Origin of the sequence: Kitasatospora sp. GP30 (assembly GCF_029892145.1) — a bacterium.
Taxonomy (GTDB): Bacteria; Actinomycetota; Actinomycetes; order Streptomycetales; family Streptomycetaceae; genus Kitasatospora; species Kitasatospora acidiphila.
In genome coordinates, this window is the sequence record NZ_JARZAH010000054.1 from 15854 (window position 1) to 40754 (window position 24901).

31 protein-coding genes and 2 pseudogenes are annotated in these 24901 nt (G+C 72.7%); 32 read left to right on the plus strand and 1 reads right to left on the minus strand.

Going from position 1 to position 24901, the window contains the following annotated elements; genetic code table 11:
- Positions 1-48: 48 nt before the first annotated feature.
- The 24 genes and pseudogenes from P3T35_RS37470 (at position 49) to P3T35_RS37585 (ending at position 21221) form a co-directional block, all read left to right on the plus strand.
- Complete coding sequence (locus P3T35_RS37470; protein WP_101383010.1) at positions 49-1308, plus strand: hypothetical protein; 1260 nt, start codon at positions 49-51, stop codon at positions 1306-1308.
- A gap of 225 nt (positions 1309-1533) precedes the next feature.
- Positions 1534-2418: a hypothetical protein gene (locus tag P3T35_RS37475; RefSeq protein ID WP_101383009.1), complete on the plus strand. Its 885-nt coding sequence runs from the start codon at positions 1534-1536 to the stop codon at positions 2416-2418.
- 98 nt (positions 2419-2516) lie between these two features.
- The gene (locus tag P3T35_RS37480) at positions 2517-3263 is read left to right on the plus strand and encodes a hypothetical protein (protein ID WP_101383008.1); all 747 of its coding nucleotides are present in this window, start codon (positions 2517-2519) and stop codon (positions 3261-3263) included.
- Positions 3264-3297: 34 nt separating this feature from the next.
- Positions 3298-3795 (plus strand): hypothetical protein, encoded by a 498-nt coding sequence (locus P3T35_RS37485; protein ID WP_101383007.1) that lies wholly within the window; start codon positions 3298-3300, stop codon positions 3793-3795.
- 76 nt (positions 3796-3871) lie between these two features.
- The gene (locus tag P3T35_RS37490; RefSeq protein WP_101383006.1) at positions 3872-4396 is read left to right on the plus strand and encodes a hypothetical protein; all 525 of its coding nucleotides are present in this window, start codon (positions 3872-3874) and stop codon (positions 4394-4396) included.
- 134 nt (positions 4397-4530) lie between these two features.
- Positions 4531-5742 (plus strand): hypothetical protein, encoded by a 1212-nt coding sequence (locus P3T35_RS37495; protein ID WP_280709421.1) that lies wholly within the window; start codon positions 4531-4533, stop codon positions 5740-5742.
- A gap of 709 nt (positions 5743-6451) precedes the next feature.
- Entirely contained in the window at positions 6452-6874 is a 423-nt protein-coding gene (locus P3T35_RS37500) for a hypothetical protein (RefSeq protein WP_101383005.1), read from the plus strand.
- A gap of 105 nt (positions 6875-6979) precedes the next feature.
- On the plus strand, positions 6980-8764 hold the full coding sequence (locus P3T35_RS37505) for a type IV secretory system conjugative DNA transfer family protein (protein WP_180356663.1): 1785 nt from the start codon (positions 6980-6982) through the stop codon (positions 8762-8764).
- Positions 8765-8862: 98 nt separating this feature from the next.
- Positions 8863-9108 (plus strand): hypothetical protein, encoded by a 246-nt coding sequence (locus tag P3T35_RS37510; RefSeq protein WP_101385383.1) that lies wholly within the window; start codon positions 8863-8865, stop codon positions 9106-9108.
- Entirely contained in the window at positions 9108-10301 is a 1194-nt protein-coding gene (locus tag P3T35_RS37515) for a DnaB-like helicase N-terminal domain-containing protein (protein WP_101383004.1), read from the plus strand. Before P3T35_RS37510 ends, P3T35_RS37515 begins: the two co-directional genes overlap by 1 nt.
- Positions 10298-10882, plus strand: coding sequence for a hypothetical protein (locus P3T35_RS37520; RefSeq protein ID WP_101383003.1), 585 nt, complete (start codon positions 10298-10300; stop codon positions 10880-10882). Before P3T35_RS37515 ends, P3T35_RS37520 begins: the two co-directional genes overlap by 4 nt.
- 306 nt (positions 10883-11188) lie before the next feature.
- Positions 11189-11497 (plus strand): hypothetical protein, encoded by a 309-nt coding sequence (locus P3T35_RS37525; RefSeq protein WP_143676944.1) that lies wholly within the window; start codon positions 11189-11191, stop codon positions 11495-11497.
- 84 nt (positions 11498-11581) lie between these two features.
- Positions 11582-11779 (plus strand): annotated as a pseudogene (locus tag P3T35_RS37530) (hypothetical protein); the annotation flags it as partial.
- A 121-nt stretch (positions 11780-11900) separates the two neighbouring features.
- Positions 11901-12791, plus strand: a pseudogene (locus P3T35_RS37535) (DNA cytosine methyltransferase); the annotation flags it as partial.
- Between the two features lie 156 nt (positions 12792-12947).
- Positions 12948-14150, plus strand: a complete 1203-nt coding sequence (locus P3T35_RS37540; protein WP_101383001.1) for an MFS transporter — start codon at positions 12948-12950, stop codon at positions 14148-14150.
- A gap of 29 nt (positions 14151-14179) precedes the next feature.
- A complete protein-coding gene (locus P3T35_RS37545; protein ID WP_280709426.1) occupies positions 14180-14893 on the plus strand; it encodes an HAD family hydrolase in 714 nt (237 codons plus the stop codon).
- A gap of 133 nt (positions 14894-15026) precedes the next feature.
- Entirely contained in the window at positions 15027-15617 is a 591-nt protein-coding gene (locus P3T35_RS37550) for a DUF4913 domain-containing protein (protein WP_101383000.1), read from the plus strand.
- Complete coding sequence (locus P3T35_RS37555; protein WP_101382999.1) at positions 15614-15817, plus strand: hypothetical protein; 204 nt, start codon at positions 15614-15616, stop codon at positions 15815-15817. The genes P3T35_RS37550 and P3T35_RS37555 overlap by 4 nt, the downstream gene beginning before the upstream one ends.
- Positions 15814-16329: a hypothetical protein gene (locus P3T35_RS37560; RefSeq protein ID WP_101382998.1), complete on the plus strand. Its 516-nt coding sequence runs from the start codon at positions 15814-15816 to the stop codon at positions 16327-16329. The genes P3T35_RS37555 and P3T35_RS37560 overlap by 4 nt, the downstream gene beginning before the upstream one ends.
- A complete protein-coding gene (locus P3T35_RS37565; protein ID WP_101382997.1) occupies positions 16329-16976 on the plus strand; it encodes a hypothetical protein in 648 nt (215 codons plus the stop codon). Before P3T35_RS37560 ends, P3T35_RS37565 begins: the two co-directional genes overlap by 1 nt.
- A complete protein-coding gene (locus P3T35_RS37570; RefSeq protein ID WP_101382996.1) occupies positions 16973-17821 on the plus strand; it encodes a hypothetical protein in 849 nt (282 codons plus the stop codon). The genes P3T35_RS37565 and P3T35_RS37570 overlap by 4 nt, the downstream gene beginning before the upstream one ends.
- A 17-nt stretch (positions 17822-17838) precedes the next feature.
- Positions 17839-18651, plus strand: coding sequence for a winged helix-turn-helix transcriptional regulator (locus P3T35_RS37575; RefSeq protein ID WP_280709432.1), 813 nt, complete (start codon positions 17839-17841; stop codon positions 18649-18651).
- Positions 18652-18766: 115 nt separating this feature from the next.
- Positions 18767-19561: a DUF317 domain-containing protein gene (locus P3T35_RS37580; protein WP_180356662.1), complete on the plus strand. Its 795-nt coding sequence runs from the start codon at positions 18767-18769 to the stop codon at positions 19559-19561.
- Positions 19562-19577: 16 nt separating this feature from the next.
- Positions 19578-21221 carry a DUF317 domain-containing protein gene (locus P3T35_RS37585; RefSeq protein ID WP_101382994.1) on the plus strand — a complete coding sequence of 548 codons (1644 nt, stop codon included), beginning with the start codon at positions 19578-19580 and terminating at the stop codon, positions 21219-21221.
- Positions 21222-21228: 7 nt separating this feature from the next.
- Here the strand turns inward: P3T35_RS37585 and P3T35_RS37590 are convergent, their stop codons facing one another.
- Positions 21229-21489 (minus strand): hypothetical protein, encoded by a 261-nt coding sequence (locus P3T35_RS37590; protein ID WP_101385379.1) that lies wholly within the window; start codon positions 21487-21489, stop codon positions 21229-21231.
- Between the two features lie 194 nt (positions 21490-21683).
- Here P3T35_RS37590 and P3T35_RS37595 point away from each other — a divergent pair, with 194 nt between their 5' ends.
- From P3T35_RS37595 to P3T35_RS37630, 8 genes are all read left to right on the plus strand, one after another.
- On the plus strand, positions 21684-22037 hold the full coding sequence (locus P3T35_RS37595) for a DUF317 domain-containing protein (protein ID WP_101382993.1): 354 nt from the start codon (positions 21684-21686) through the stop codon (positions 22035-22037).
- 47 nt (positions 22038-22084) lie between these two features.
- Positions 22085-22552: a hypothetical protein gene (locus P3T35_RS37600; protein ID WP_101382992.1), complete on the plus strand. Its 468-nt coding sequence runs from the start codon at positions 22085-22087 to the stop codon at positions 22550-22552.
- 120 nt (positions 22553-22672) lie between these two features.
- Entirely contained in the window at positions 22673-23035 is a 363-nt protein-coding gene (locus P3T35_RS37605; RefSeq protein ID WP_101382991.1) for a helix-turn-helix domain-containing protein, read from the plus strand.
- Positions 23025-23525, plus strand: coding sequence for a hypothetical protein (locus P3T35_RS37610; RefSeq protein ID WP_143676943.1), 501 nt, complete (start codon positions 23025-23027; stop codon positions 23523-23525). The genes P3T35_RS37605 and P3T35_RS37610 overlap by 11 nt, the downstream gene beginning before the upstream one ends.
- A complete protein-coding gene (locus tag P3T35_RS37615) occupies positions 23525-23800 on the plus strand; it encodes a hypothetical protein (RefSeq protein WP_101382989.1) in 276 nt (91 codons plus the stop codon). Before P3T35_RS37610 ends, P3T35_RS37615 begins: the two co-directional genes overlap by 1 nt.
- 44 nt (positions 23801-23844) lie before the next feature.
- Positions 23845-24057, plus strand: a complete 213-nt coding sequence (locus tag P3T35_RS37620; RefSeq protein ID WP_101382988.1) for a hypothetical protein — start codon at positions 23845-23847, stop codon at positions 24055-24057.
- Positions 24058-24143: 86 nt separating this feature from the next.
- The gene (locus P3T35_RS37625) at positions 24144-24473 is read left to right on the plus strand and encodes an esterase (protein WP_101382987.1); all 330 of its coding nucleotides are present in this window, start codon (positions 24144-24146) and stop codon (positions 24471-24473) included.
- 113 nt (positions 24474-24586) lie between these two features.
- Entirely contained in the window at positions 24587-24826 is a 240-nt protein-coding gene (locus P3T35_RS37630; protein WP_101382986.1) for a MarR family transcriptional regulator, read from the plus strand.
- Positions 24827-24901 lie beyond the last annotated feature (75 nt).

Below are 24901 nucleotides of genomic sequence, written 5' to 3' on the forward strand. Positions count from 1 at the left end.
CGGCCGCCCCTTCGAGAATCCTGAACCCACGTGTCTACCAACGACGTTGTGACCTACCTTGACCACGCCCGCCTCACGGCGGCCGACTTCACGGAGTTCGAGCAGCTGGTCGCCGCCGACCCCGACCAGCGCCCCGCGCTTCACGCCGACTGGCACGTCGTACTCGCCTCCACCCGCCGAGACGGCGACCAGTGGGAGTCCTCCTTCGCCGTGTTCAAGCCCTGTGATGCCCGCGCCGGCATCGACTTTGGCGACGAGACGTACGTGCAGGTGTACTTCGACGAGAACGGCCGGGCGCTGCCCGATCAACCCCACCACCCCGTGCCCGTGCCGGCGCTCGCCGCTGAGCTGGCCGAGCACCTGCCCGGCTGGTCCGTCCAGCCCTGTCCTATCAACCCCGGCCGGGATCTCGTCGAACTCCGACAGCGGCTCTGGGGCGGAGGTCCACCGACCTGGGACAGCGTCTCGGCCCCGCACACCGCCCTCGCCCTCGCGGGGCCCGGCGGTGAGCGGTTCCTCGCCATCCGGCCACGCCCCGGCCACGAGCTCGTGGTCCGCGCGGCCCGCCCCGACGACGATCCCGACTACTACCTCAGCGGCGTGAAGCCCCCGGCCCGCATCGTGTTCCCCGTCGACGCGACGCCGGCCACGGTGGCGGCCGACATCCGGGACCGCCTCGCGCCCGGCTACCGGCAGGCTGCCTGGCAGTTGCGGACGCTCTCCTTCACCTTCGCTACCGAGCGCCTGCAGCAACTGAGCAGCGACTACATCCCCGAGACCGGATACCCCCGGGGCCGCCGCGGGAAGAGCGGTGCCTTCGGATCCGAAGCCGACCGCAACCGCGCCGCCTGGCGCTACATCACCACGCTCACCGACCAGGGCCCGCACCTCGCGGCGGGCATCCGGACAGCCATCCGCCTCGAGGACCGCCTCGACTCCACCATCGCTCCCGCTCTGGGGCGGTTGAGCACCACCGAGGAGGCTCTCGCCCGGCTCCGGGAGGTCCGGGACGCCTGGCAAGGCGCCATGGCCGCCATCATCCCCGGTCACCCCGAGTCCGACCAGGCCCGGGACCGCGCCGAGGGCCTGCGCAACCAGGAGGCATGGGAGGCCGCCGCACCACTCAGGGACGGCCCGCTCCCCGTGCTCTCCGCGCACGTCGCACCCAGGGTCGCACTGCCCGTGCCGGACCGCGACCAGCAGGTCAAGGCCGCGCTCGCCCGCACCGGCCATCCCCGAGGCGACTTCTCGGTGGCGCCTGCACCGCCCCTCCCGCCGGTTCTCGGCATACCCCGCCGCACGCGGTGACCGCATACCACCGCCTCGCGGCCGGACCAAGTCCACGGTCCTCGGCATCATCAGCGCCCCGCCCCCAACGCCCCGGGGCGCGCACCCTGCAGGAGCACGCCATGCAACCCGAGGCGCTACCTTCCCGCCACCCGTCCGCTCGCGCAGCGGGGCCTTGAGACCGGAGTCGACTTCGGGGCGGACGACTACATCGTCGACACGATCCTGCCTGACGGCAGCCGCCTGATGATCTCGCAGGAGCAGTCCGGCCACTCGGACGACGATCTGCCGGACTGGCTGATGACTCATCACGACAGCCCCGACGGCCCCGAGTTGTTCGAAGTCGTCTACGACAGCAGGCCGGCCGGGCCCGACGCCCGCAACGCGGGAAGCGTGCCCGCGCTGCTTGCCGCCGTCGACGAGCACCTCAACGGCCTCGGCGTACCGTCACGCGAGCAGGTCCAGGCCGTACGCGCGGGCGCCGAGTCCGCCCTCCACCGCGCCGGGTTCGTCCCCGTCGTCCGTATCGACAAGACCCATTACCGGCTTACGGCCGCCATAATCGACGAGGCGGAGCGCCGGACCACTGTCACGCGAGCCGTCGACTACCTGCGTGCCGCCGGCTACCGCGTCACCTGCCCGGCGGACCTGATCGACCACAGCCTCCTGCCGGCTCTGCCCCCGGCCCGGTCGCTGACCCAGGTCAGCAAGACCATCGCGGAGGCTGGGCACACCCGGGAGGCGGTCGACGCGCTGAGCGAGCTGACCGCTCCCGGTGACGGCGTCCTCGACCAGGTCATCGGCGCGCTCCAGGAGACGGCCTCCTGGTGGGAGGGGCTGGGCGGCGCCGTCGATCCGCACTACGCCGCCCGTCTGCGCTACATCGCGGACAAGGCGGACGGCTACGTGCGGGAGATCCGGGCGATGCGCGGCGACCTCGCCGACCGACACAGCGCCCACTTCGGCCGCCCCCAACCCACAGCGCGGGTCACGGTCGGCGGCCCCGACGCCCGGGTGCTCGCCGCGCTCGCCACCTCCCCCACCTCCACGCGTACCCTCACCGGCCACCCGGCCAAAGTCGTCCTCGCCGCCCCGGTCGCCGCCGTCCGCGCTGCCGTACCGCGCCGCTGAACTCCCTTGTCCCGGAAGGAAGACCGCTGTGCCCCTCCGATGCAGACCGCGCCCCGACCGCCGGTCCACCGTCCGAACAAGCAACACGGAGCACCATCGTGCTTACCGCCGCACCCACCCAGCTGCCCGACGTCGCCATCGGGCACCACCCGAACCACGGCATCGTCGCCTCCCTGCCCACCCAGTCGGCCCCCGCCCAGTGGTTCCTGGAACGCCTCGACTTCCAGCAACTGCCCGGCAATCCAGGGCTTTTCACGCTCACCGATCAGCACCGCGAACCCCACCAGCGTGCCGCCTGGGCCGCCAAGCTCCTCACCGGCGCCGGCTACCGCGTCGACACCGACATGGCACTCGCCCCCAACGAGAACACCGGCACGCGAGAACAGGCCCGCTCCCGGCTGCCCGCGACCGAACCGGCGCCTGGCACCGGTCCGGACGTCGCCTTCGCCGAGCATCCGCAGCTCGGCGTCGTCGCTGCCACTGACGACACAGTCAACGCGGTCGAGCGCGGCGGTCAGATCCTCGAGGCCCACGGCTGGCGGTTCAACCACGTGCTCGACGTCTACACCCTGCCGGTCACCGTCGACCGGGGCGAATCACTGGAGCGCATGGCCGCCGCCACCACCGCCATGCACCGCGCAGGCGACCTGCAGGTAGCGGTCCAGCCGCGTCTGGCCGAGGACCTCGCCGCCCGCCGCGCACCGGCCCAGCAGGCGTTCACCACGCACAAGTTCCGCGCCAACGAAACTTCACTCAAGGCAACCACCGCCGTGTCGACCGCGGTCGTCGTGAGCCCGCCGCCGACTGCGGTCGACCCGCGCATCGCCTTCGCCCGAGCCCGCTGACCACCCCAACCCCCACCACCAAGGAGCAGAGCACATGGCTGTGAAGAAGGTCTGGCAGATCACCCACTCGTGCGGGCACCAGGCAGCCAGGGATCTTGGTGACCGTCCGGCCGACCGCCGGGCCGGCTTCGCTGACTGGCTGGCCAAGCAGGAATGCACCGACTGCTGGCGCGCCGCGAAGGACGGCGACGAGGCCGAGAAGGCCGCGTGGCTCGAAGCCAAGCGCGCCGCCGAGCAGGCCGAGTCCGACGCCTGGTCCGAGCAGTTCCGGATGCCACCGCTGGAGGGCACTGCCAAGGGCATCGCGTGGGGCGTGCGGTGCCGTCACCAGGTCCTCGCCGCCGCGTACACCGCGCTCGTCCTCGACTCCGGCATGCCGGAGCCTGAGTGGGAGCGGATCGAGGACCGGGCGCGCACGATCACCCGCGCCGGCTGGTGGATCGACCAGCGCACCTCCGAACCGGGCGACCTGGAGGAGCTGCTGGAGGCCGCCGTGGACGCCGACCGGCCGACCGAGAACCCCTTCGTCTGACCTGCGGGCGCCCTGCCCAACGCAGGACACCGGTCCCAACTTCGCACCACCGCACCACGATTCGGAACACACCGCCATGGCTACCTACCCGCTGCAGTGCACCGTCCGGCGCACCGAGAGCACCCTCGACCTGCTGAACGCGTTGAACACGCTCAACGACGATCCCGACTTCGAGCCAAGCCTGTTCGCTACGTGGTCGCCGGGTCCGCCCGATCAAGAGGTCTACGACCTGCGGGACCTGGCGGCGCTGCTGGACGAACCGCGGGCGCTCCGCAGGCCCCGCACCGGCCACAGCCCCTCCCCGCGCCTGACCTGGCACTGCTCGATACGCAGCATCACCCAGTCCGGCCTCAGTGACGATCACTGGTGGGACCTGTTGTTGCAGGTGCTCAATGCCACCGGCATCCAGCCGCAGAACGATTCCGACTCCTGCCGCTGGCTGGCTGTGCGCTCTACCGTCGACAGGCTCGACATCGTCGCCACCGTCATCCGCCAGGACGGCCGCTGGGCCAGGCTGCACAACGACGAGCGCTTCGCCCAATACGCCTGCGAGCGCTTCGCCCAAGAGCACAAGCTCAACTCGCCGAAGCGGCTCGGCTAGGAGCGCTGAACGGCCCGGCCGGAGCGCGGCTTCTACCACCGATCTCCGGCCGGGCCAAACCTCCGATCCTGCGGATTCTGTCCCCGTCAGCCCGCTCGCCGGGCCCCGCCGCCCGTCCGAGAAGGGGGACGTTCGTGATCGCCCACCTGCAGCGCGCCACCACCACGGCCGCGCTGATTCCCGCCCTGTACGGCCTGGACGAGCCTGGCGACCGGCTGCGGCCCCGGCTGATCGGCGCCGACTACCGCGGCGCCGACAAGCAACTGCCGCTGTTCGGCGACCCGCAGGAGGTGCTCGGCGGCGGCGTGCTGGACGCTCCCGCCCTGCGGCTCGGAGCCCGGGCGCCGCAGAAGCCGGTGTGGATGTGCTCGGTGCGATCCGACCCCCGCCACCCGGACCTGAGCGACGCCCAGTGGGCCGACGTCGCCCGGCGCCTGGTCACCGCGACCGGGCTCGCCCCCGCCGGCGACCCGGACGGCTGCCGGTGGGCAGCGATCCGCAACGGCGACCGGTCGGTGCACGTCGTCGCCACCGTCGTGCGCGAGGACGGATACATCCACAGCACCTACCGCGACCCCTTCCACGTGCAAGCCGAGTGCACCCGCATCGCCGCCGAACTCGGCCACCTCACCCGCACCGTCACCACCGCCAAGGACCACCGGATGCCCGTCATCACCATCAGCGCCGAGCCCAGCGGCAGCGTCGTCGCCACCGGCGCCAGCGACGACCTGTCGGCCACCCTCCTCCGCCACGCAGGCTTCAAGCAGATCGACGACTGGCACGGCCGACGCCACCGGCTGCCCACCACCACCGCCCCCACCGACCGGGCCGCCATCGCCACCCACGCCACCGAGATGCTGCGCGCCGCCCGCTACACCGTCGACCTCGACCCCAAGCTCGCCGCCGAGCCGCTCAACACCGCAGTTCAGCAGATCCTTCATCTCACCGACGAGCTGCGCGGCGCCACGGACTTCGCCGAACTCGCCGGGGCACTCGACCAGCTGCTCGACCCGAACGACGGGATGCTGGTGCGCCTCCAGGAGGCCCTCGAGATCGCATCCGAGCAGATCACCGAACTCGACCCCGACCAGTTCGAACTCTCCGACCGGTTCGGCATCGCGTCCGACCACTTGGTCACCGCCCAGGCCGAACTCGCCGGGGCCGTCGACGAGGTGCAGCGCGTTATGTCCGACACGGCGGACCGTGCCGACGACCTGCGCACCCGCGCCGCCCTCGCCCGCAGCACCACCGCCCCGGCCGCCGCCAACGCCTCAGACCTGCCCGCTGCCGCCTGGCGGACGTCCGTACCGGCCGCAGCGGCAGTTCCCGCCAGCCGCACCCGCTGAAACGTTCCTGCCCGTCACTACCTCCTGGGAGCCCTGGTGCCCGAGCACTACTCGTCGATCGGAGAAGCGGTCGGCGCCGCCATGCAGCACAACATCCGCCTGGCCCACGGCGACCGGCCACCCGCAGCCGACCAGCCGCTCCAGGTCCGCCACATCCCGCCGCCCGCCGCCGACCCCCGCTCCCTGCCGGGCATGGTCGTCCGGCTCGAAGAGGACGCGAGCCCCGGTGACGTGGCGGCGATCTTCGAGGAGACGACCAGCACCCTGGTCGGCCCGCTGACGCAGCTGACCGAGCTGGTCGCGGCCGGGGCCGACTGGGCCCGCGCCAGGGTGGACTTCGCCTCCCCCGGCTACAACCTGTCCTACGACACGTGGGCACGACTGGCCACCGCCCACCAGGCGCTCCTCACCGTCCGGGAGGGCCTGGAGACTGCCACCGCGAGGATCCCCGACTACCCCGCCGCGCCGAGCCACTCATGCCACTCGGAAACCATGCCGGTGCTGCGGACCCGCGAACTGTTGCACGACGTCATGGGCAGCGTGCGCCGCCCACCTCGGAGGCCCAACGCCGTCAGGCAGCCGTCGCCAGCTCTCCCCGGCGCATGCCCCAGCTCTCCACCACCCCCGAGCCCACCGCCACGCCGACCACGACCCCGGCTGCGCAACCGCGCCGTACCCGCTGACAGCAGCACCGAAAGGACCGACCACCATGGGAAACCTCGCCGACACCTACGGCACCGACGTCGAGATCTACCGCGGCGGCGACGGCCAGATCTGGGCCGACTGCCGCACCGACGCCCCTGGTCTCATCGACCGCACCCTGCGCCAGTTCGGCTTCACCGCCCCGACCCAGCCGGGCAACCCCGCCTCCTACAGCCTCCCGCCGGAGCGGCCCAGCGCGGACCAGCTGACCGCCGCGTCCGGCGCGGCCTACCTGCTGAGCGTCCAGCAGCACCGAGTCGCCATCGAGCCGGAGTTGGTCGTCGCTCTCGACGGCATGGACGGCCCCGCCGAACTGCGGCGCGCGGCAGCCCTCGCCACCTCCGCTGCTACGACCGTGAACGTCCCCGTACAGCAGCCGCCAGCCCCGCCGAATACAGCGGCAGAGCGCCCGAGCAGCCGCACCCGCTGAAACGTTCCTTCACCCTCGCCCCGCTGGAGAGCAGTCCCATGACGATCCGTACGAGAGCCGAGCGCGCCCCGCCCACCGCCCGCTCGCACCCACCTGGACTCTCCCTTGCCCGCCCCGCGCACGGGCGCGCCGTCGACCTCCACCGGCACGGACGCGCTCCTCTACCTCCTGTTCGCCGTCGTCGGCGCCGCCATCGCCTTCGGCAGCCTCGCCTGGCTGACCGGCAACCTCACCAACTACTTCCTCGGGTCCGGCCCTTGGGCGCCGTTCCATGTCGTCGAGGTCCTCCTGCACCCCGACCGGCTGTGGCCCCACCTTGCTCCGACCGCCCTCCAGTTGGGCGCGCGCGTGGCCCCCGGGCTGATTACCGTCTTCCTCGGCGGCATCGCGCTCGGCTTTGTGCTGCGGCGGCGCGCTGGCGCGAAGAGCGGCCTGGCCCGCCGGGCCGACATCGCCCCACTCCTGGACAAGGAGATCACGCAGAAGGCCCGCAGCCTGCGCCCGAGCCTGAAGGACCACAAGGAGATCGCCCCCGCCGACCGCGGGATCCTGGTCGGCACGCTCTCCCCCGGCCGGGCCGAGGTCCGTGCCTCGTGGGAGGACGTGATGGTCGCCATCATGGCCCCCCGCTCCGGCAAGACGAGCGGCATCGCGATCCCCGCGATCCTCGCCGCCCCCGGACCGGTGCTGCTGACCTCGAACAAAGCGGCAAACGACGCCTTCACCGCCTGCGCCGACGCCCGCGCGAAGGTCGGCACGGTCTGGACCATGGACCCCCAGCAGATCGCGCACCACCCGCGCGAGATGTGGTGGGACATCCTCGCCGACGCCCGCGACCTCGCCGGCGCCAAGCGCCTGGCCGGACACTTCGTCACCGCCTCAGTCGACGAGTCCAGCGGCTCCGACTTCTGGTCGACCGCGGCGAGCAACACCCTCGGGTCGCTGTTCCTCGCCGCTGCGAGCCACCGCCGTCCGATCACCGACGTGCTGGCCTGGCTCGCCTCCCCCTCCGACCGCACCCCCGTCGACCTGCTCACCGATGCCGGCCACCACGCAGTCGCCGCCCAGCTTCAGGGCACCGTCACCGGCGCCACCGAGACCAGGGACGGCATCTACGAGACGGCGCGGCAGTACGCGAGTTGCCTGCTGGACCCGGAGATCGCCGCCTGGGTCACCCCCACCCCGGGCCTGGCGGAGTTCAAGCCGTTCGACTTCGCCTCCTCCCGCGACACGCTGTTCCTGCTCAGCAAGGACGGCGGCGGCTCGGCCTCGGCGATCATCGCGGCTGCGGCCGACGCGGTGATGCGCGCGGCCGTCATCGTCGCCGAACGATCCGGCGGCCGGCTCGACCCGCCTGCGCTGTGCGTCCTCGACGAGGCCGCGAACGTGTGCCGCATCAGCGACTTGCCGGACCTCTACTCCCACCTCGGCAGCCGGGGCGTCATCCCGATCACCATCCTGCAGTCCTACCGCCAGGGCCAGCGCTGCTGGGGCGAGGCCGGCATGGACGCCCTCTGGTCGGCAGCCACCACCAAGATCATCGGCAGCGGTATCGACGACGCCGACTTCGCGGACCGGCTCTCCCGGCAGATCGGCGAACACGAGGTGCAGACCGTCTCCGTCTCCGACTCCGGCAGCGGCAAGTCGACTTCGGTGTCGATGCGCACCGAGCGAATCCTGCCGCCCGACGAGATCCGCGCCCTGCCCAAGGGCAAGATCCTCCTCTTCGCGACCGGCATGCGGGTGGCGATGCTCGACCTCAAGCCCTGGTACAAGGAGCGCTCCGCCAAGGAGATCGGCCCGGCCTCCGCCCGCGCCACCAAGGCCATCACCGAACGCGCCATCGCCAAGGCCACCGCCGACCGCGACGACTTCACCCTCTCGGCCTGACGCACCCCCCGGCGGCGCCGACCGGGAACCCGCCTCTTCTCCGGCCGGTGCCGCCCCAGCTCTTCCACTCCTCCGCTTCGACTTCGGAAGGACTCTTCATGTCTGACACCAACTCGCCTTCTTCCCAGCGCCGTTCGGCTCCGCTGGCCGGGGCGCCGGTCGTCCGCCGGGGCGGCCAGTGGTGGCTGGTCACCGGCGCCGGCTCGATCCTGGCCACCAACCCGGTCTTCACCGGTGAGCTGGACCGCTTCGCCGTCGCGATGGCCGCCGCCGACCGCGAGGTCGCCCTGCTGCGGGACAAGCAGGCCGCCACCCGGAAGAAGCGGAAGGGGAAGCGGCGGTGATGGACGCGCTGCTCAAGGGCGAGCAAGCCCTTCTCGGCGCGGTCCTCCTCGACCCGGCCCAGCTCGACACGCTGGCCTGGCTGACACCCGCCGACTTCTACCGTCCGGCTCACCGAGCCCTGTTCGCCGCGATGCGGACCCTGAGCAACGATCAGCGTCCGGTGCGGGAGGCTGACGGGACAGTGCCGCTCTCGTGGGTGACCGACACGGTCGCCGAGGCGAGCCGCGAGGTGCGCGGGTTGAACGCCTCGTACCCGTTCACCCTGATCGCCGCGTGCCCTCGCCCGCAGAACGCCCCGGTATACGGCCGCATGGTGCTCGAAGGGTCCATCCACCGCACGGTGCTGGAGCACGCCGTCCGTCTGGAACACGTCGCCCGCATCGATGCCGAGCAGCACCGGGTCGAGGGCGTCCTACACCACGCCGATGCCCTCACCGGCGTGCTCGGCGACCTCGCCCGCCGCTGGGGCACCGAGCCCCGTCCCGTCCCGCCGCCCGGAACGGGCCCGAGCGCGGCACCGTCACCGACCGGGCCCCGGGAGAGCGAGGACGAGCGGTTCCTCCTGGCCGTCCTCGTCAGCCAGCCCGCAGCGATGGCCGAGGTGTACGACTGGCTACGGCCCGGCGACTTCGCCGACGCCGGCCACGGCCAGGTCTACCGCTGCCTCGGTGCCCTCCACCACCGGGGCGAGCCGATCGACGAGGTGACCGCCCTGTGGGAGGTCCAGCGGCGCGGCCTGCTGGCCGATGGCACGCTCTCGCGCGAACAGGTCGACAACCTCTTCGGTGGCCCTGGGGCGGGTTCGGCCGAGTGGCTGGGCGACCAGGTCATCCGCTCCTCCGTCGTCCGCACCGCCGCCGGAGCCGCAACCGCGATCAAAGCGCTGGCCGAGGGCAGCTCCATGGCGCCCGGCCGACTCATCGGGCAGGCCCTGCACGCCCTCGGCCCGCTCGACGAGGTGCGCGCCCGCTGGCGCACGGCCAACCAACTCCCATCGCCGGCTGCCGAGAAAGCCGCCACCGAGGCACGCTCCAACCCTGCGGCTCGGGTCCGCGCAGCCCTGGCCCGAAGCCCTCAGCAGCAATCCGTTCCGCGGGACACACCTCCCGTTCCCGCCCTGTCCAGGTCGGGCATCACGGCCACGGCGCCCGCCCACACCTCGTCCTCCCGCCACCTCCGGAGCACCCCGTGAACAGCCCGATATCGGAAGCACTACTGCTGCGCGCCACCGCGACCACGCTCGACGCCCACCGCGCCAAACTGCCCCAGGTCAGTGGCCCCTTCCGTCTTCCCGATCCCATCGGTGTGGCGGGCCAGATCACCGAACTCGGCCGATCCATCACCGAGATGGGCGACGAGTACCTGTTCCGTGCGGGCGCACCCGCACCGCAGGAGCACACGGCGCACACGGCCGAGGCGCTCGCCAGCGCGATCGGCAGCGTCGCCCAGGCCGCGTCCGCTCTCGGCACGGTTGCCCAGCAGATCGCCTTCGTCGCCCGAACGGCCGGCAAGCGCGATGACGTCGGCTACGAGGACGCCCACACCGTCGCTGGGCAGATGATCGAGTTCGCTGTCGAGACGGCGAACGACGACCTCGCCGAGGCAGCCCAGACTCTCCGGACCGCTGCCTCGGCCGTCTCCCCACCGGCCGTGCAGCTCCAGCGGGCCGCTCTCGCCCGCTCCCCCGGCGCAACGGCAACAGCCCCGGCTCCGACCGCAACCGCAGCGCCTGCCACCGCAGCGGTCCAGCGCGCCCCTGCCCGCTCGCGCTGAACCAACCCCCGTCCCCTCCACCACTGGAACCCGCCGCCATGGACTTCATCCCCTACCGCCTCGAGCGTGAGCAGCTCCACGCGCTCGCCGACCAACTCGCCGATGCCGCCCGGCACCTGGCCCGGCTGAACCCGACCAGCCGCCTGCCCGCCCCCCGAAGCGGCCTCCGACGTCCTGGCCGCTCTCGCGGGCCTGCAGCAGTACGTCCTCTCCTACGCCGGCGACGTCAACGAGACCGGCGCTCTGGAGTCCGATCAGGCACGTGCCCACCATCGCGCCGTACTCGGCGACGCCTTGGTCGCGCCCGTGATCGCACACGTGATCACCGTGGCCTCGTCCGCGCTCATCACCACCGGCCACAAGATCGCCCGGATCCGCCCGGTCCATCTGCCTACCGATGGCATGAGCGTCTACCTCGACCTCCTCGATGCCCAGGCCACCCTGGTCGCCGCCGCCGGCGCGCTGCGCCAGCTCGCCGGTCAGCTCGCGCACGACCAGCCCGCCGCCCTAGACGAACTCGCTGCCCTGCTCGCCTCGCCACCGCGCCTGCGCCACCAGGCCGCACTCGCCCCCGGCACCACCAAGCCGGAGACCCTGCGCGTCCGGGGCCGCTGACGTGCACCCGCTCCCCGTCCTACCGCCGCTCGGGCAGGCCCCGTCTGCCCTCACCACCGCCGTCCTCTGCTTCAGGAACCACCCGTGAACGCAACCTTCGACGAGTCGCTCGCCCTGCGCGTCGGCCCCGGCCCGCTGATCGGGAGCCTGTGCAGCGGATACGGCGGGCTCGACCTCGGCGTCCAGGCCGCGCTCGGCGGCCGTCTCGCCTGGCACGCCGAGACCGAACCCGGCCCGTCCGCGATCCTCGCCCGCCACTGGCCCGACGTGCCGAACCTGGGCGACATCACCACCATCGACTGGTCCACCACCCCAGAGGTGTGCGCCCTCACGGCGGGCTTCCCCTGTCAAAGACGTCTCGGTCGCCGGCCGCCGCGCCGGACTCAACTCCGAAACCCGATCCGGTCTTTGGCTGCACGTGGCTCGCGCTGTCGAGGCCCTGCGCCCGCACCTCCTGGTGGTCGAGAATGTACGAGGACTGCTCACCTCCCCCGCCGTCGCCGCCTCCTCTGGCGACCTGGAACGCTGCCCGTGGTGTCTGGGAGACGACCCAACTCAGTCTGATCTGCGGGCACTTGGCGCCGTACTCGGCACCCTGGCCGAGCTCCGGTACGACGCGAAATGGCTCGTTCTTCGCGCCTCCGACGTCGGAGCACCCCACCACCGCTCCAGGGTCTTCCTCACCGCCTGGCCCGCCGACCACGGCATTGCTGAAGACCCCGACGAGCAACATCGGCTCCAACGGCGGCAGCCAGCATCCGGAGAAGAGGAAGCGCGGCGGCCACGGCCCGAACCTGGCGGACGAGGTGGAGTGGCTGCTGCCCACGCCGAAGGCGTCGGACGGGATCAAGGGCTCGCCGAACCAGCGGCACGGCGGCGGGGACCTGACCCTGCCCTCGGCAGCAGCCTCGCTCCGGCCCTCGTCACCCCGGAACCCGGCCTCACGCTCCTCCCGGCGCCGGGCCTCGCCGGTCTCGATGGCGGTGGCGCTGCCGCTGTGGCCGCAGGACGGCCCGACCCCGGACGGTGGGGACCGTACGCCGCAGCCGTCGCCCGATGGGAGACGCTCACCCGTCCGGCGCCGGCGGCCACTGACGAGGGCGGCAAGCTCCGGGCGGAGTTCGTCGAGTGGATGCAAGGGCTTCCGGCGGGCTGGGTGACCGCCACGCCGGGCCTCGGCCGCCCGGCTCAGCTCACCGCGCTCGGCAACGGCGTCGTCCCCCAACAGGCGAAGCGGGCCTTGGAGTTGCTGGCTCCTCCCCTCCCGCGCTGTGCGCGCTGCCGTGCCGGGTGAGGGGCTTCTACCTCTTTTTCCCGGCCGTACCAAATTCCGGAATCCGCGGACTCTTCTCCCCGCAGCCGCACCGACCCGAGGGGGCTGTCATGCCTGCGCATACCCCGGCCCGGCGCGCCCGCGCGCCGCCGACCGTACGACCGAAGGACCTTCTCCTTGAGCACCACCACCGACTGCGGCCCGGCCCAGGGCAGCAGCTACCGCGCTGTCCTGGGTACGCCGCACGTCGCCCGCCTGCTGGGCGGCACCCTGATCGGCCGCCTGCCCACCGGCATGGCGCCGATCGCGATCCTGCTGCTGGTGCGTGCCGAGCACGGCCCGCTCGCCCTGGCCGGAGCGCTCGGCGCTCTGTACGGTCTGGCCTCCGCGCTCGGGCAGCCACTGCTCGGGCGCCTGGTCGACCGCGACGGTCAGACCCGGGTCCTCATCGCCGCCACGGTCGCCGCCAGTACTGCGTTCCTGCTGCTGCCGTGCACCGGTCCGGTGCGCCACCCGGTGCTCGCCGCGCTCACCGTGCTGGCGGCGGGGCTGGCGACGCCTCCGCTGGAGGCAAGTCTTCGGGCGCTGTGGCCGGTGCTGCTGCCCGACGCCGGACGCCAGCGCACCGCGCTCTCGCTGGACAGCAGCACCCAGGGCCTGGTGTTCGTCGCCGGCCCGCTGCTGGCCACCGGCTTCGCGTCCGGTGCCGGAGCGGTGAGCGCGCTGGTGGCGACCGCGGCGCTCGGCCTGCTCGGCACCGGCCTGGTCGTGACCTCCCAGCCCTCCCGCGCCTGGACGCCGTCCGAGCCCACCAAGGCAGTGCACTGGGCGGGTCCGCTGCGCGTGCCGGGGCTTCGGGTGCTGTTCGCCGCGCTGATAGGCACCGGTGTCGCGCTCGGCGCCGTCAACGTCCTGGCGCTGTCCGCCGCCGAGCGCCACCACGCCGGGTGGCTGGCCGGGGTGATGCCGGCCGCGCTGTCCATCGGCAGCATGCTCGGCGGCCTCGCCTACGACCGCCACGCCTGGCCCGGCGCCCCCGCCCGGCACCTGGTCGCCGCCTCGGTCGGCTTCGCGGCCGGATGGCTGCCGCTGCTGCCCAACCCCGCGCCCGCCGTCGCCGTACTCAGTGCCGTGCTGCCCGGCACCTTCCTCGCACCGCTGCTGACCGCCGTGTTCCTCACCGTCGACCGCCTTGCCCCCGAAGGCGAATCGACCGAGGCGTTCGCCTGGCTGATCGCCTGTATCGGCGTCGGCCAGGCCGCCGGGACCGCTCTGGCCTCCCTCGCGCCCGTCCCGCTGCTCGTCGCCGCCGTCCCGCTCGCCGGGGCCGCCTTCGCGCTGTGGCTGCTGCACCGCTTCAACGACTGCCTCTCCGCCTGACCACCACGCTCACCCCGAAGGAAACCGCCGTGAACACCGCCCTCTTCGCCACCGCAACTCCCGCCGTCCGCATGCACGTTGTGTGGGACTGGAACGGAACGGTCAAGGACGACCTCGATGACCACGTCGCCGCGCTGAACGCGACCCTGCCCGTCCTCGGCGGCGTGCCGGTCGACGGGGAGACCTACCGGGCCAAGCACACCGTCCCGATCCCCAACTTCTACGCCCGCCTGCTCGGCCGCACCATCACCGAGCAGGAGTGGCTGGCCAGCGACAACGCCTTCCTGGAGCACCTGCGCGCCCAGCCGGTGCGGGTGCGCGACGGTGCCGCCGAGCTGATGGCCGGGCTGCGCGAAGCCGGGCACACCCAGTCGCTGCTGTCGCTGTGCCCGCACGACACCCTCGTGCGCGAGGTCGAGGCGGCCGGCATCGGCCACTTCTTCACTCGGATCGAGGGCCGCACCGGGCCCTCCGGCGGCACCAAGGCCGCCCCGCTCGCCGCCCACCTCGCCGCCCTCGGCCTCACCGAGCAGGCGCACCGGGTGCTGCTGGTGGGCGATGCCGTCGACGACGCGGAGGCCGCCCACGCCTGCGGTGCGTACGCGGTGCTGCACACCGGCGGGCTGCACCACCCCGCCAAGCTCGCCGCCGCCGGCCACCCGCTGACCGACACCCTCAGCGACGCCGTCGCCCTCGGCCTGCGCCTCGTCCAGAACCACGGCGCCCAACTGGCTTGCGCCTAGCACGGATCGGCGGCCGTACCAAACCGCCGATCCTGCGGACCATCTCCTCACCAACCGCTTCACCGGAGCCCTGCCATGACCCGAAGAAGACCAGCCGCCCCCTCCCCGTCCGTCCGAACCCCCTGGATGTGCCATGTCCGAGTCCGACCCGATGCCGGGCACCCCCGAGCCCGAGCCGATCCGTATCCCCGACGAGGACCTCGACGACCTCGTCAGCGCGCTGAACCGCACCATGGCCGAGGTCCGCCAGCACGGCGTGATCCTCGACCGCCTCGGCTCCGAAGCCGACGAAGAGGCCGGGTCCGGCTCGGCCGAGCCGGACACCGCGCCCGAGGGCGAACCCGCCGGTGCCCCCTCGCTGTTCATCCTCGCGATGGGCGGCACCCAGTACGCCGCCGAACTGGCGGAGCTCTCGTTCTGGGTCACCCACATCCTGCTGCCCGTCTACGGCCGGGAGATCGGCTCCACCCGACCGTGGTGCGCGAAGTGGCACGAGCACCCGGAGGCCGTCGCCCGCCTCCACGCGCTGTGGCTCGCGTGGCAGCAGCTGACCGCCGCCGAGGCCGGCCAGAGCGGGCCCTCGACGTGGCACCGCGACCACTTGGACCACGCCCTGCTCCAGCTCCGCGCTCCGGACGGCCCGTTCGCCGCCTGCACCACCAGCCCCTCCCGGCTGGCCCACCGCGTCCTGACCACCCCCGACCAGCTGGGACTCGCCGCATGACCGAGATCGACTTCCGCCTTCCCGACGACTCCCTGCCCATGGACGACGCGTCCTGGCACGCCGAAGACGCGCTGTTCGCTCCCGACTTGGCCGTTCTCGCCGAGCACCACACCACTCCCAACGGGTTGCACAGCTTCTACCTGGCGTCCGCGCCCGCGGCTGCGGCCGTCGCGCAGCCCGATCGGGGGCGGTCGCTGTGAGCCGCGCGAAGTTCGGCTTCTCCGCCCACCCCGACGCCATCGCGGACCTTCGCCAACTCCCGGACGCCATCCGCGACCAGGCCCTGCTGCACCTTCAGGACCTCGTCCACGGCGAACGCGTCGCCACCCGTCTGGAGGGCCGGCTAGAGGGCTGCCACAAGATCTACCTCGGCGTCGGCGACCAGTGGGCTTCACACCGCCTGGTCGTGCAGTTCCGCGACGCCCCCGCCGACTCCCAGCACAGGCGCGAGGTCCACCTCATCGCCGCCGGCCCCCGGCTCGACTACGCGGTCTACCGCTCCGCCCAGAACCGCCTGGGCCGCACCGGTCTCAACCTCCCGCCCGGCATGGACCCTGCCCAGGAGGTCCATGTCCGGGAGCTGCAGGAAGCCCGCGTACGCGCCGCCCGCGCCCGATCCGTACGCCCCGCACCGGGAACCGCTGGCGCCACCGCCTACACCACCGCATCCCCCGGCTTCGCCACCAGCGCTGCCACCCGAAAGGCCCGATGATGACCACCCCCACCCCCACGCACACCGACCTCGCCGCGTGGCTCGCCGAGGCCGCCGAGGCCGTCACCGGCATCGTCACCACCGAGCACGCCACCCCGCGCTCGCGCTCCCACCTCCACCCCGTCCTCGGGCCGCTCACCGCCGGGCCGAAGGTGATCACAGCACTCGCTTTCCGACTGGAGGACCTGCTGGAGGAGCGGCTGCCGACCACCCCCGCCACCCTGTTCGCCCTCGCCTCCTACGCCTCCGCCCTGGGCTGGCTGACCGAATCGCTCGCCGACCTCACCCAGGCCGTCGACTGCTTGACCGTTTCGGCCAGCCTGCCGTCCGACGCCACAGCCCCCGCCCCCGGCGAGGTCCCGGACTTCGATCTCTCGTCCTACGCCCCGCAGGACCAGCAGGCCATCACCGCCCTCGCAACCGAGGCCGCCCTCCCACCGGGCCTCTACCTGCAGATCCTGGGCCAGGCTCTGCTCGCCTCCACGGAGTTCACGGACGCGTGCACGGAGATCATCACCGCCCTGACCGAGGACGCCCACCGCCTCCTCGACGAGGAGGTCAGCTTCGTGCGCCTCGGCGGCGAGGGCCCCGACAGCCTGCCCACCCTGGTCCGCTCCCTCCTCGCCCGGATGGAGGCGGCCTCGTGAACCCGCACGACCCGCTGGTACACCCCGGGGCCCACCTCGTCTACGAGCGGCTCGGCGTCGACGACCCGTTCAGCCTGCTCGGCGCCCGTTACCAGCACGACACCCCGCGCGCCCAGCTGGCCCAGCTCGCGGGCAACGCCGCCTGCGACCTCGACGGCATCCAGCGGGAACTCGCCGACCAGACAGAGGCGCTGATCGCCCGGCTGCAACCGATGGCCCGTGGTGAACGTCCGGCCCGACCCGAGGTCGGCACCAACCTGGTGTACGCCGCCGGCCAGCTCGACCAGCTCTGCGCCCGCAAGGACGTCGCCTACGAGCGCCTCACCAGCGTCCTCGACGCCTGCGACCGCATCGGCGGACTCGAGCCGCACGCCCCAGGCCATGCCCAGGACCGCCACCTGGCCGACGCGCATCCCAGCAGCCACTCGGCGCCCAGCAGCCAGCACCCCCTGCCCGGACCGGCCACCTGGAACGACGAGCAGGGCTTCGCGCTGGCGGCGATGCGGGAGCTGGAACGCGGGGACCTGTGGCTGCGCGCGAACATGCATGGCGACCCCTACGTGGTCTGGGGCTCGGGGCTCGGTGCCCCCATAGATCCCGAGACCATCGAGCTGCTCATCGCCGCCGGACTCGTGACCAGCGACGCCAACAACTCCGCCCCACAGATGGGGCGCATGCTCTCCCTCACCCCACAGGGCATAGCGGCCCACGCCGCCGCCCGCAGCGAACGGGACCGCCAGGTCGCCGCCCTCTACCGCGGCTTCACCCCCACCACGAACGGCCCCGCCCAGGCAACGCCCCCGGCAGCAGCGGCCCACCCTTTCCTCTCCCCCCGCACCCGTTGAACAAGGAACTCCCGGCCATGTCCATCCAGTCGACCACCCCGATGAGCACCACCGACGCGCAGCGAACCGAGGCCGCCCTTCGCCGTCTCACCCCACGGTGGACCACCCACGTCGTGCACACGATCGCCAAGTACGGCCCGGAGATGCGCGTTTCCGACGTCACCCGGCACTTCCCGGCACTGTCGCAGTCGTACATCAGCAAGCGTCTGGCCACGATGTCCGAGGCTGGTCTGGTGGTCCGCGACGGTGAGTTCGACCGTACCGCCCCCTACCGGCTCTCGTCGGCGGCCCGCACACTCGGACCCGTCTACCGCGCTCTCGCGCAGTGGTCCTCCGACCACATCGACCGCACCCCGCAAGGACGGTACGACCGGGTCGAGGACGCCCTGCACCGCCTGCAGCTGGCACACACCACCGAAACCGTCCGCCTGCTCTCGGAGCACGGGAGCCTGCGCCTGACCCACTTGGCCGAACGGCTCGACTCCCCGCCGCAGTTCGCGGCGGTCCGGCTCAACCGCATGCAGGCGGACGGCCTGGTCGCCCGCACCGACAACCGGCACGGCGCCCCCTACATCCTCACCGATGCCGGACGGGCGCTCGGCCCCGTCTACGCCGCCCTCCAGCAGTGGGACCACCGGCACACCGTCGCCACTGCCCGCGCGGTGCCGGCCGCCGAGCGCACTCTGGGCTCCCCCGCGCAATCTGTACGGACCGCTGCCGCACTGCGACGCAGCCCCGCCCCCTCCGCGCTGTTCAGCCACGCTCCGGTGCCGCAGCCGCGCGTCCCCGCCGGCCTCATGCAGGCCGCCTCCCCCTCGCGCGGCCGGTGAACGCCGTGAACTCCCGACTCAGAACGGCTCCCTGCCCCCAGCGCCCCGGGGCTGCACGCTGTCCCGCCAACGGCGGTGTGCGGGCCCGCTCCCCGCCCCGTTCAGGAGCCTGCCCGTGTCCTCCGCCCCCTTTCTTGTTCGTCCGCTTCGTCTCGCCGGTCCCGGCGACCACCGGCTCGTCACCGGCCAACTGACCTCGGCACCCGGCTGGAGCCGCGCCCGGACAGCGGACGGGGGTGCCAGCTTCACCAGCCCCTGCCGCACCACCGTCTTCACCAACTCCGGCCCGCCCGAGACACCGGGCACGTGGAGCGTCCACGGCTACACCGTCTCCGGCTCGGAGCCGCTGTGGCGTGCGGAGTTCGGCCCCGGCACGCCCGCTGAGATCACTGCCGCCTTCACCGCCGTCCTCGTCGACGGCCTGCGCAATGGGCACCGCGACTACCTGCTCGGCGGACCCCACCACCTCGACTGCACGCCCGCGTCCGTTCTCGCCGACCGCGGCTGGCAGCCCGACCCCGGGCCGAGGGGCTTCCACGACCAGGTCGCGCCGGACGAGACCGCCCTCTACCGCCACCGCGTCGGACACCAGCCCGCCGACGAGGAGATCGCCGGCCTGGTCCCGCCATCGTGGAGCATGATCGCCGGTGACCCGCAACGCCCCTCCTGGCGTGCCGACTTCAGCATCGGCGTGCCGTTCTACCCGCTCGTGCGCGCCACTCTCACCTTCAGCTCCTCCGAACCGGTCGAGCGGCCCCTCGGCGGCATCCCCGCCCGCCACCTGCCCCACGTCACCGCCCGCCGCGCACCGACCCCGACCCCCACCGCGCGTCCACACGCCTGCCCGCCGCAGCGCCCCGCCGTCCCGCCCGCCGCGCTGCCGGTTGCCGGCGGAGCACGTCGGCGCTGACCCCTGGAGAACCGTCATGCCGAACATCGCCGAGAAGCCCCGTGAGTATCGCGTCTCTCCGCGTTACCTCGCCGAGTCGGAGGCCGACGCCACCGACGCCATCACCCCGCTGATCAAGGCTGGGTGGGCCGCCACCAACGACGACCTGGGCAATGCCTACGTCACCGCACCGGATCTGACCGCCCGCCTGGCGTTCCTTCCCGAGGCCGAGGACTCGACGCTCTGGAAGATCAGCGCCGGTCCGGAGCCGACCGTCCCCCAGTGGCTGGTCACTTTCGACGACCGGGTGCCCTACGAGATCGTCCAGGACTTCACCAGTGCCCTCGCCGACGCCTACGCCCAAGGCCCAGGTGCCTACCTCGGCCCTGGCAAGCCCGCCCCGCGCCGGGTGGCCGGAGGGTGGGCAGAGCCCGTCGTCGTCCAGAGCCCCGATCAGCTCGTCACCCGCTCGACCCGCCCCGGCTTCCTCTCGCACGCCGAGGAGATGAACGACACCAGCGCACGGTGGGTGTTCGAGTCGGGACCGCCCAAGCGCCACTGGTACGCCACCGCCTCCTCACACGTGCCCGCGCCCCTGTTGGAGACGCTCACCACCGCCGCCTTCGACCCGTCCCCGGTGCACCGGTACCTGCGGCGCGACCAAGTGGCGCGCCTGCCCGCGAGCGTCACCGCCACGCGGACCGCGCCGAGCCCGCTGGAGGTCGCACGCGTCAGGGCAGCCACCTCCCGCTCGCTCTCGGTCCCCCAGACGGCCACCTCCGTGCTCGCCCACACCACCTCGACCCGGCTCCGGCGCCCCCTCGGGTCGCCCTCGCCGGCCCCGCCCGCTGACCAGCAAGCAGGACACGCCCATGCCCAAGTACCGCCACCGCCCCGTGGATTGCAGACCGCTCCCCGCCACCACTCCCCGAAGGAGCCTCCGTTGAGCAAGCCCCTGCTCGGCCTTCCCCTCACCCTCGCCGAGGCCACCCTCCTGCGTTTCCTCACGGAGGGCTACACCATCGCCGAGATCGCCCACCGGCAGGGCGCCCGTGCCGCCACCGTCCACTCCCGAGCCGCCCGAGCCCGCCGCAAGCTCGGCGCCGGCAGCAACGATCACGCCGTCCAGCTCTACGCCGAGCAGCAGGCCGCAGCCTCCCGCCAGGCCACCGAGCAAGCCCCCTTGGAGAACACCGTGTCCGACCCGACCGCCCTCGACCACGCCGACTCGATGATCGAGAAAGCCTGGGGCCGGCCGATCGCCGAACTGGAGAAGGCTTCGGTCCGCCTGCCCGTCGAGGACCCGCTGCTGCGAACGGCGATGCACACGCGCTCCCACCTCGCCGTCGTCTCCAACGCCGCTGTCGTGCACCAGGAACGGCTGCACGCGCTCACCCGGCCCGGCCACGTCCCGGCCTTCTACGACCTCGACCGGATCACCCAGTCCGCGAGCGCACTGCGCACGGCCTACGCCGAGAGCAACACCGCCTTGCAGGCCATCAGCCACGTCATCGACGCCCGCGAACTCGCTCTCAAGGCCGAAGGCGGCCCGGACGCTTCGCGCGTGCGGGCCGCCACCGCCCGCACCTCGCAGGCACCCCGCCCCCTGGGACTTCCCGCAGAGCAGCCCGCCCCGCCGGCCGCCGCGACTGCGGCCAGGCCCGTTGCGAACCGACGCTAGCCGCCGATCAGTTCGCCTCCCACTCGCGGTGAGAGCCCGGGTCCTCCGCGCCCACCACGCGGGCCAACTCCTCCACCGTCAGCTCGACCCGCCGCCCGTCCGCCAGCCGTGCCGCCACCGCGTCGTTCTGCTGCCGCTCGGCGCGGCACACCGTACGAACGGCCCACTGGCCCTCGCCGATCACCGTGACGTCGCCCATCGTCCAGGCCCGCCCCGCGCTGCGGATCTTGCGCTCCAGCGCCGCCATGTCCCGGCCTCTGCTCGCCATCAACGCCGTCGTCCCCCTTCGCCCGTACGGCCCCGCGCCGCAACCGTGGTTCAGCACCCGGGTGCCCCGATCCATTCCCTTCCAGTTCGCCCACGGCAGAGCCCGATCGCGGATAACGACTACGAACTTCGGGACGCTGCATGTCAAAGTACTCACGTCGCCGAAACCGCAGGTCAACGAAGGGACCGGCCCCCGTGAACACCCCCAGCAGCCTCCTGCCCGCGCCCGTCCGCCCCGCCGCCCAGGACCGCCCCTGGCTCTCCTCCGACCACTGTGCGGAGCCCGTGCTCGCCCTCCTCCGTGGCCTCGGCTGGCCGATGGTCGACACACCGGAGGGGAACGTCCACTGCACCAGCCCGGACGCTCGGGTGTACGTCGGCTGGCTGCCGGAGGACCCCGGCGCCTGGCAGCGCGGCATCGTCTGGCGCATCCAGGTCCAGCCCACCGGCGCCGACGCCACGCCGTGGACCCAGGAGTTCGGCATCCACACGCCCTCCGAGGCCGTCGCCGGATTCCTCGCCGTACTCATCGCCAACCCCACCCGCTGACCTCGGCCAACCCCTACCCCGACCAACCCACCCCAGGAGAGCACGCGTTGACCTTCCGCTCCATCGAGTCTGCCCTCACCGACGAACTGCCCCACGGCGAGAGCCCCGTCGCCGGACGTCCGGTCTACCAGGCCCTGCGGCAGCGCGGCCTCGACTTCGAGCCCATCCACACCGGCGGCGGCTACTTCGCCCTGTCCCTGCTGGTCCCCGGTGGGGAAATCCTGGTCACCGACGATGACGGCCAGATCGCGCGCCCCGCCGAGTTCCACTCCGCCTGGCTCGCCTGCTTCTACCCCGAGCCGACCTCGCCCTTCAATGCCGACGAGGAGGACGTGGTGGACATCTACGTCGGCGACGGAAGCCTCTCCCTCGCGGACGACTGCGCCGCTTGCGCCGACTCGGTCGCCCGCTGGCTCGCCGCCCGCCAGGTCAGCGTCCCGACCGGCCCGCGCATCGTCAGTCTCGACACCGAGGCCGCCGCCCCCGCCAGCAACTCCCTCACCCTGGCCAGCTGACCGCTCGCCTTCAGCACGGCACGGGGCCCCGCCGCGCGCCCACCTCCGGGCACCCGCCGCAGCGGCGGGCCCTTCCCCGGCCCCACCCGCAACTCCCTTTCCGACGAATGGAATCCGCACGTGAAACTCACCATCGACCCAACTCGTATCCCCGGCCCGGCCATCGCCGCGCTTGGAGCGCTCAACGCCTTCTCCGTCCAACCGGGCTCGGCCGCCTTCGCCCTCAGCCTCTGCGTGACCGTCAGCGGCCTGCTGAGCACCTTCGACGACATCCACGAGCTGGGCCTGCGCCGCGACCGAAAGGTCATCGCCCACCTCGCCAAGGTGCCGGACGGCGCCCGCGTGCGCCAGATCGGCAACGCGCTCGACTTGGCCGACCGCACGGTCGCCAGATCGCTCGACCGCCTGGCCGCTGACGGCCTCGTGGTGCTCGAAGCCGAGGGCGAGTCGCTGCCGATGCGCTCCTACCGGCTTGCCGACTGAACCAACCTCGCTCCCGGGCCGGACTGCCCGGGATGAACCGCCGACCAGCAGGGAGAGACCCGCGAGCACCCACGACGCCGACTTCCACCCGGTGGTCGTCTCCGCGACCACCGAGCACCAGGCGAGCCATGGCATCCTCGCCAGCGTTCACCTGCGGATCGTCCGTGCCGACCAAGTCCGCTCCGGCGACCTGATCGTCTCCGCCTTCGAAGCCGCTGGCCCCGGACGCCTCCACCGGACCGGCTACTTCGCCGCCGGCCCGTACCGGGCTTGCCCGGAGTCCTACGACCCCACCTGCGGCTGCGGCGTCTGCGGCCTCCCCGAAGTCCATGGCCCCAACGGCACCGTCGTCCTCACCACCGGCCATCCCTGGGACACCTGCGACCCGTGGCCCGCTGATGACCTCGTCCTGGTCCGCCCCCGCCGCGACCTGCACGGCACGGCAATCCCCTCCCCTGAGCTGACCGCCCCACCAACCGAGAGGACCTGATGCCCGCCCACCGCGCCCCGCTGACCAACCACCACGCCGACCGCAGTCTCTGCCCGCCCGAGCACAAGCACACCAGCTCCGGCAAGCCGCTCCTCCCCGACTGCCCCGGCCGCTCCTACTCCCAGGCCGTCTGCACCTGCGGCAGGTGGGAGTTCAAGAACTCCGGCAAGGGCTACGTCAACGAGTCCCGCAGACGGCACCTCGCCACCCACGCGAAGCCCGCCTCGAACGGCCCCGCCGTCCTGCGCGAACGGCTCCGCCTCGACCTCCCGTGACCGGCGCCCACACCCACCAGCCCCTCTCTGCTCGGAGGCCCGCGATGCCCCAGTACTTCACCGTCGCCCATCTGATCGCCCGGCTCCAGAACCTCGACCCCAACCTGCAGGTCCGCCTCGCCGTCAATCCCGATTTCGCCTTCGCCCACTACATCGGCTCGGACGTCGTCGTCCACAACGGCACCGCCTACATCGGCGAGGACGGCCAAGAGGGCTACCTCCCGGCCGCCGTCCGCGACGAACTCGCCTGGCCCTGAACCGCCCTCACCCGAAGGAGACCCGCATCCCCACCACCCGCCGCCTCGCTCACCCGCAGCCGCTCGACCGCTTCGCGCTGCATCCCATGCCGCCGTGGGCCAGCGGAGCACTCGTCCGCCGCGTCCCCACCGCCCCCGACCAGCCGATCGACGTCCTCTGGCTCCCGGCCACCACGCCCAGACTCCCCTTCGGCCGCATCCTGCTGCGCTGGGAGAAGGCGCCCGAGGCCGGCTGGGACGTCACCGCCCGCCTCGGGCTCGCCACCGGCGACGTCCACCTCGCCACCTGGCCCGCCGCCCCCGACGACTGGCCCCGCCTGGTCCGCCCCACGCTGTCCGAGGTCACCGGCCTGTGCTCCGCCCTCGCCGTCGCCACCGCCGCCCTCAACCACGCCAACCACCACGCCGGCTCCTGAGCACCACCGCACGAGGCCGCCCCGCGCCGACCAGGACGGGGCGGCCTCGCCGTGCGCCCACCCGACCAGCGGCGCGTACGCTCGTCACCGAAGCACCGAGGAAGGACACACACATGGCCGACGACCAGCAGCTCTGGGGCTACGCCGAGGTCGCCGCGCACCTGGGCATCAGCGTCGGAGCTGCCCGCAACCGCAGGAACAGAGGCACCCTTCCCGACCCCGACGACACCAGCATCCCCGACCGGCCCCGCTGGAAGCCCTCCACCTTCCAGAGCTGGAAGCCGGTCGGCCAGGGCCACCGAAGCGACCTCCGCAACAACCCGGCCACCAACACTGAGCTTGCTCCGCTTTGACGGACACCGTTGGTGCGGTGGTCAGGCCGCCAGCACGGTCTCGTACTCGGCAGGACTGCGGTAACCGAGGCTGCT

Excerpts from the sequence above, each read along its gene's own strand:
- P3T35_RS37475 (WP_101383009.1), top strand. The coding sequence starts at position 1,534 with ATGATCTCGCAGGAGCAGTCCGGCCACTCGGACGACGATCTGCCGGAC.
- P3T35_RS37485 (WP_101383007.1), top strand. The coding sequence starts at position 3,298 with ATGGCTGTGAAGAAGGTCTGGCAGATCACCCACTCGTGCGGGCACCAG.
- P3T35_RS37490 (WP_101383006.1), top strand. The coding sequence starts at position 3,872 with ATGGCTACCTACCCGCTGCAGTGCACCGTCCGGCGCACCGAGAGCACC.
- P3T35_RS37500 (WP_101383005.1), top strand. The coding sequence starts at position 6,452 with ATGGGAAACCTCGCCGACACCTACGGCACCGACGTCGAGATCTACCGC.
- P3T35_RS37510 (WP_101385383.1), top strand. The coding sequence starts at position 8,863 with ATGTCTGACACCAACTCGCCTTCTTCCCAGCGCCGTTCGGCTCCGCTG.
- P3T35_RS37515 (WP_101383004.1), top strand. The coding sequence starts at position 9,108 with ATGGACGCGCTGCTCAAGGGCGAGCAAGCCCTTCTCGGCGCGGTCCTC.
- P3T35_RS37550 (WP_101383000.1), top strand. The coding sequence starts at position 15,027 with ATGTCCGAGTCCGACCCGATGCCGGGCACCCCCGAGCCCGAGCCGATC.
- P3T35_RS37555 (WP_101382999.1), top strand. The coding sequence starts at position 15,614 with ATGACCGAGATCGACTTCCGCCTTCCCGACGACTCCCTGCCCATGGAC.
- P3T35_RS37565 (WP_101382997.1), top strand. The coding sequence starts at position 16,329 with ATGACCACCCCCACCCCCACGCACACCGACCTCGCCGCGTGGCTCGCC.
- P3T35_RS37575 (WP_280709432.1), top strand. The coding sequence starts at position 17,839 with ATGTCCATCCAGTCGACCACCCCGATGAGCACCACCGACGCGCAGCGA.
- P3T35_RS37585 (WP_101382994.1), top strand. The coding sequence starts at position 19,578 with ATGCCGAACATCGCCGAGAAGCCCCGTGAGTATCGCGTCTCTCCGCGT.
- P3T35_RS37590 (WP_101385379.1), bottom strand. The coding sequence starts at position 21,489 with ATGGCGAGCAGAGGCCGGGACATGGCGGCGCTGGAGCGCAAGATCCGC.
- P3T35_RS37615 (WP_101382989.1), top strand. The coding sequence starts at position 23,525 with ATGCCCGCCCACCGCGCCCCGCTGACCAACCACCACGCCGACCGCAGT.
- P3T35_RS37620 (WP_101382988.1), top strand. The coding sequence starts at position 23,845 with ATGCCCCAGTACTTCACCGTCGCCCATCTGATCGCCCGGCTCCAGAAC.
- P3T35_RS37625 (WP_101382987.1), top strand. The coding sequence starts at position 24,144 with ATGCCGCCGTGGGCCAGCGGAGCACTCGTCCGCCGCGTCCCCACCGCC.
- P3T35_RS37630 (WP_101382986.1), top strand. The coding sequence starts at position 24,587 with ATGGCCGACGACCAGCAGCTCTGGGGCTACGCCGAGGTCGCCGCGCAC.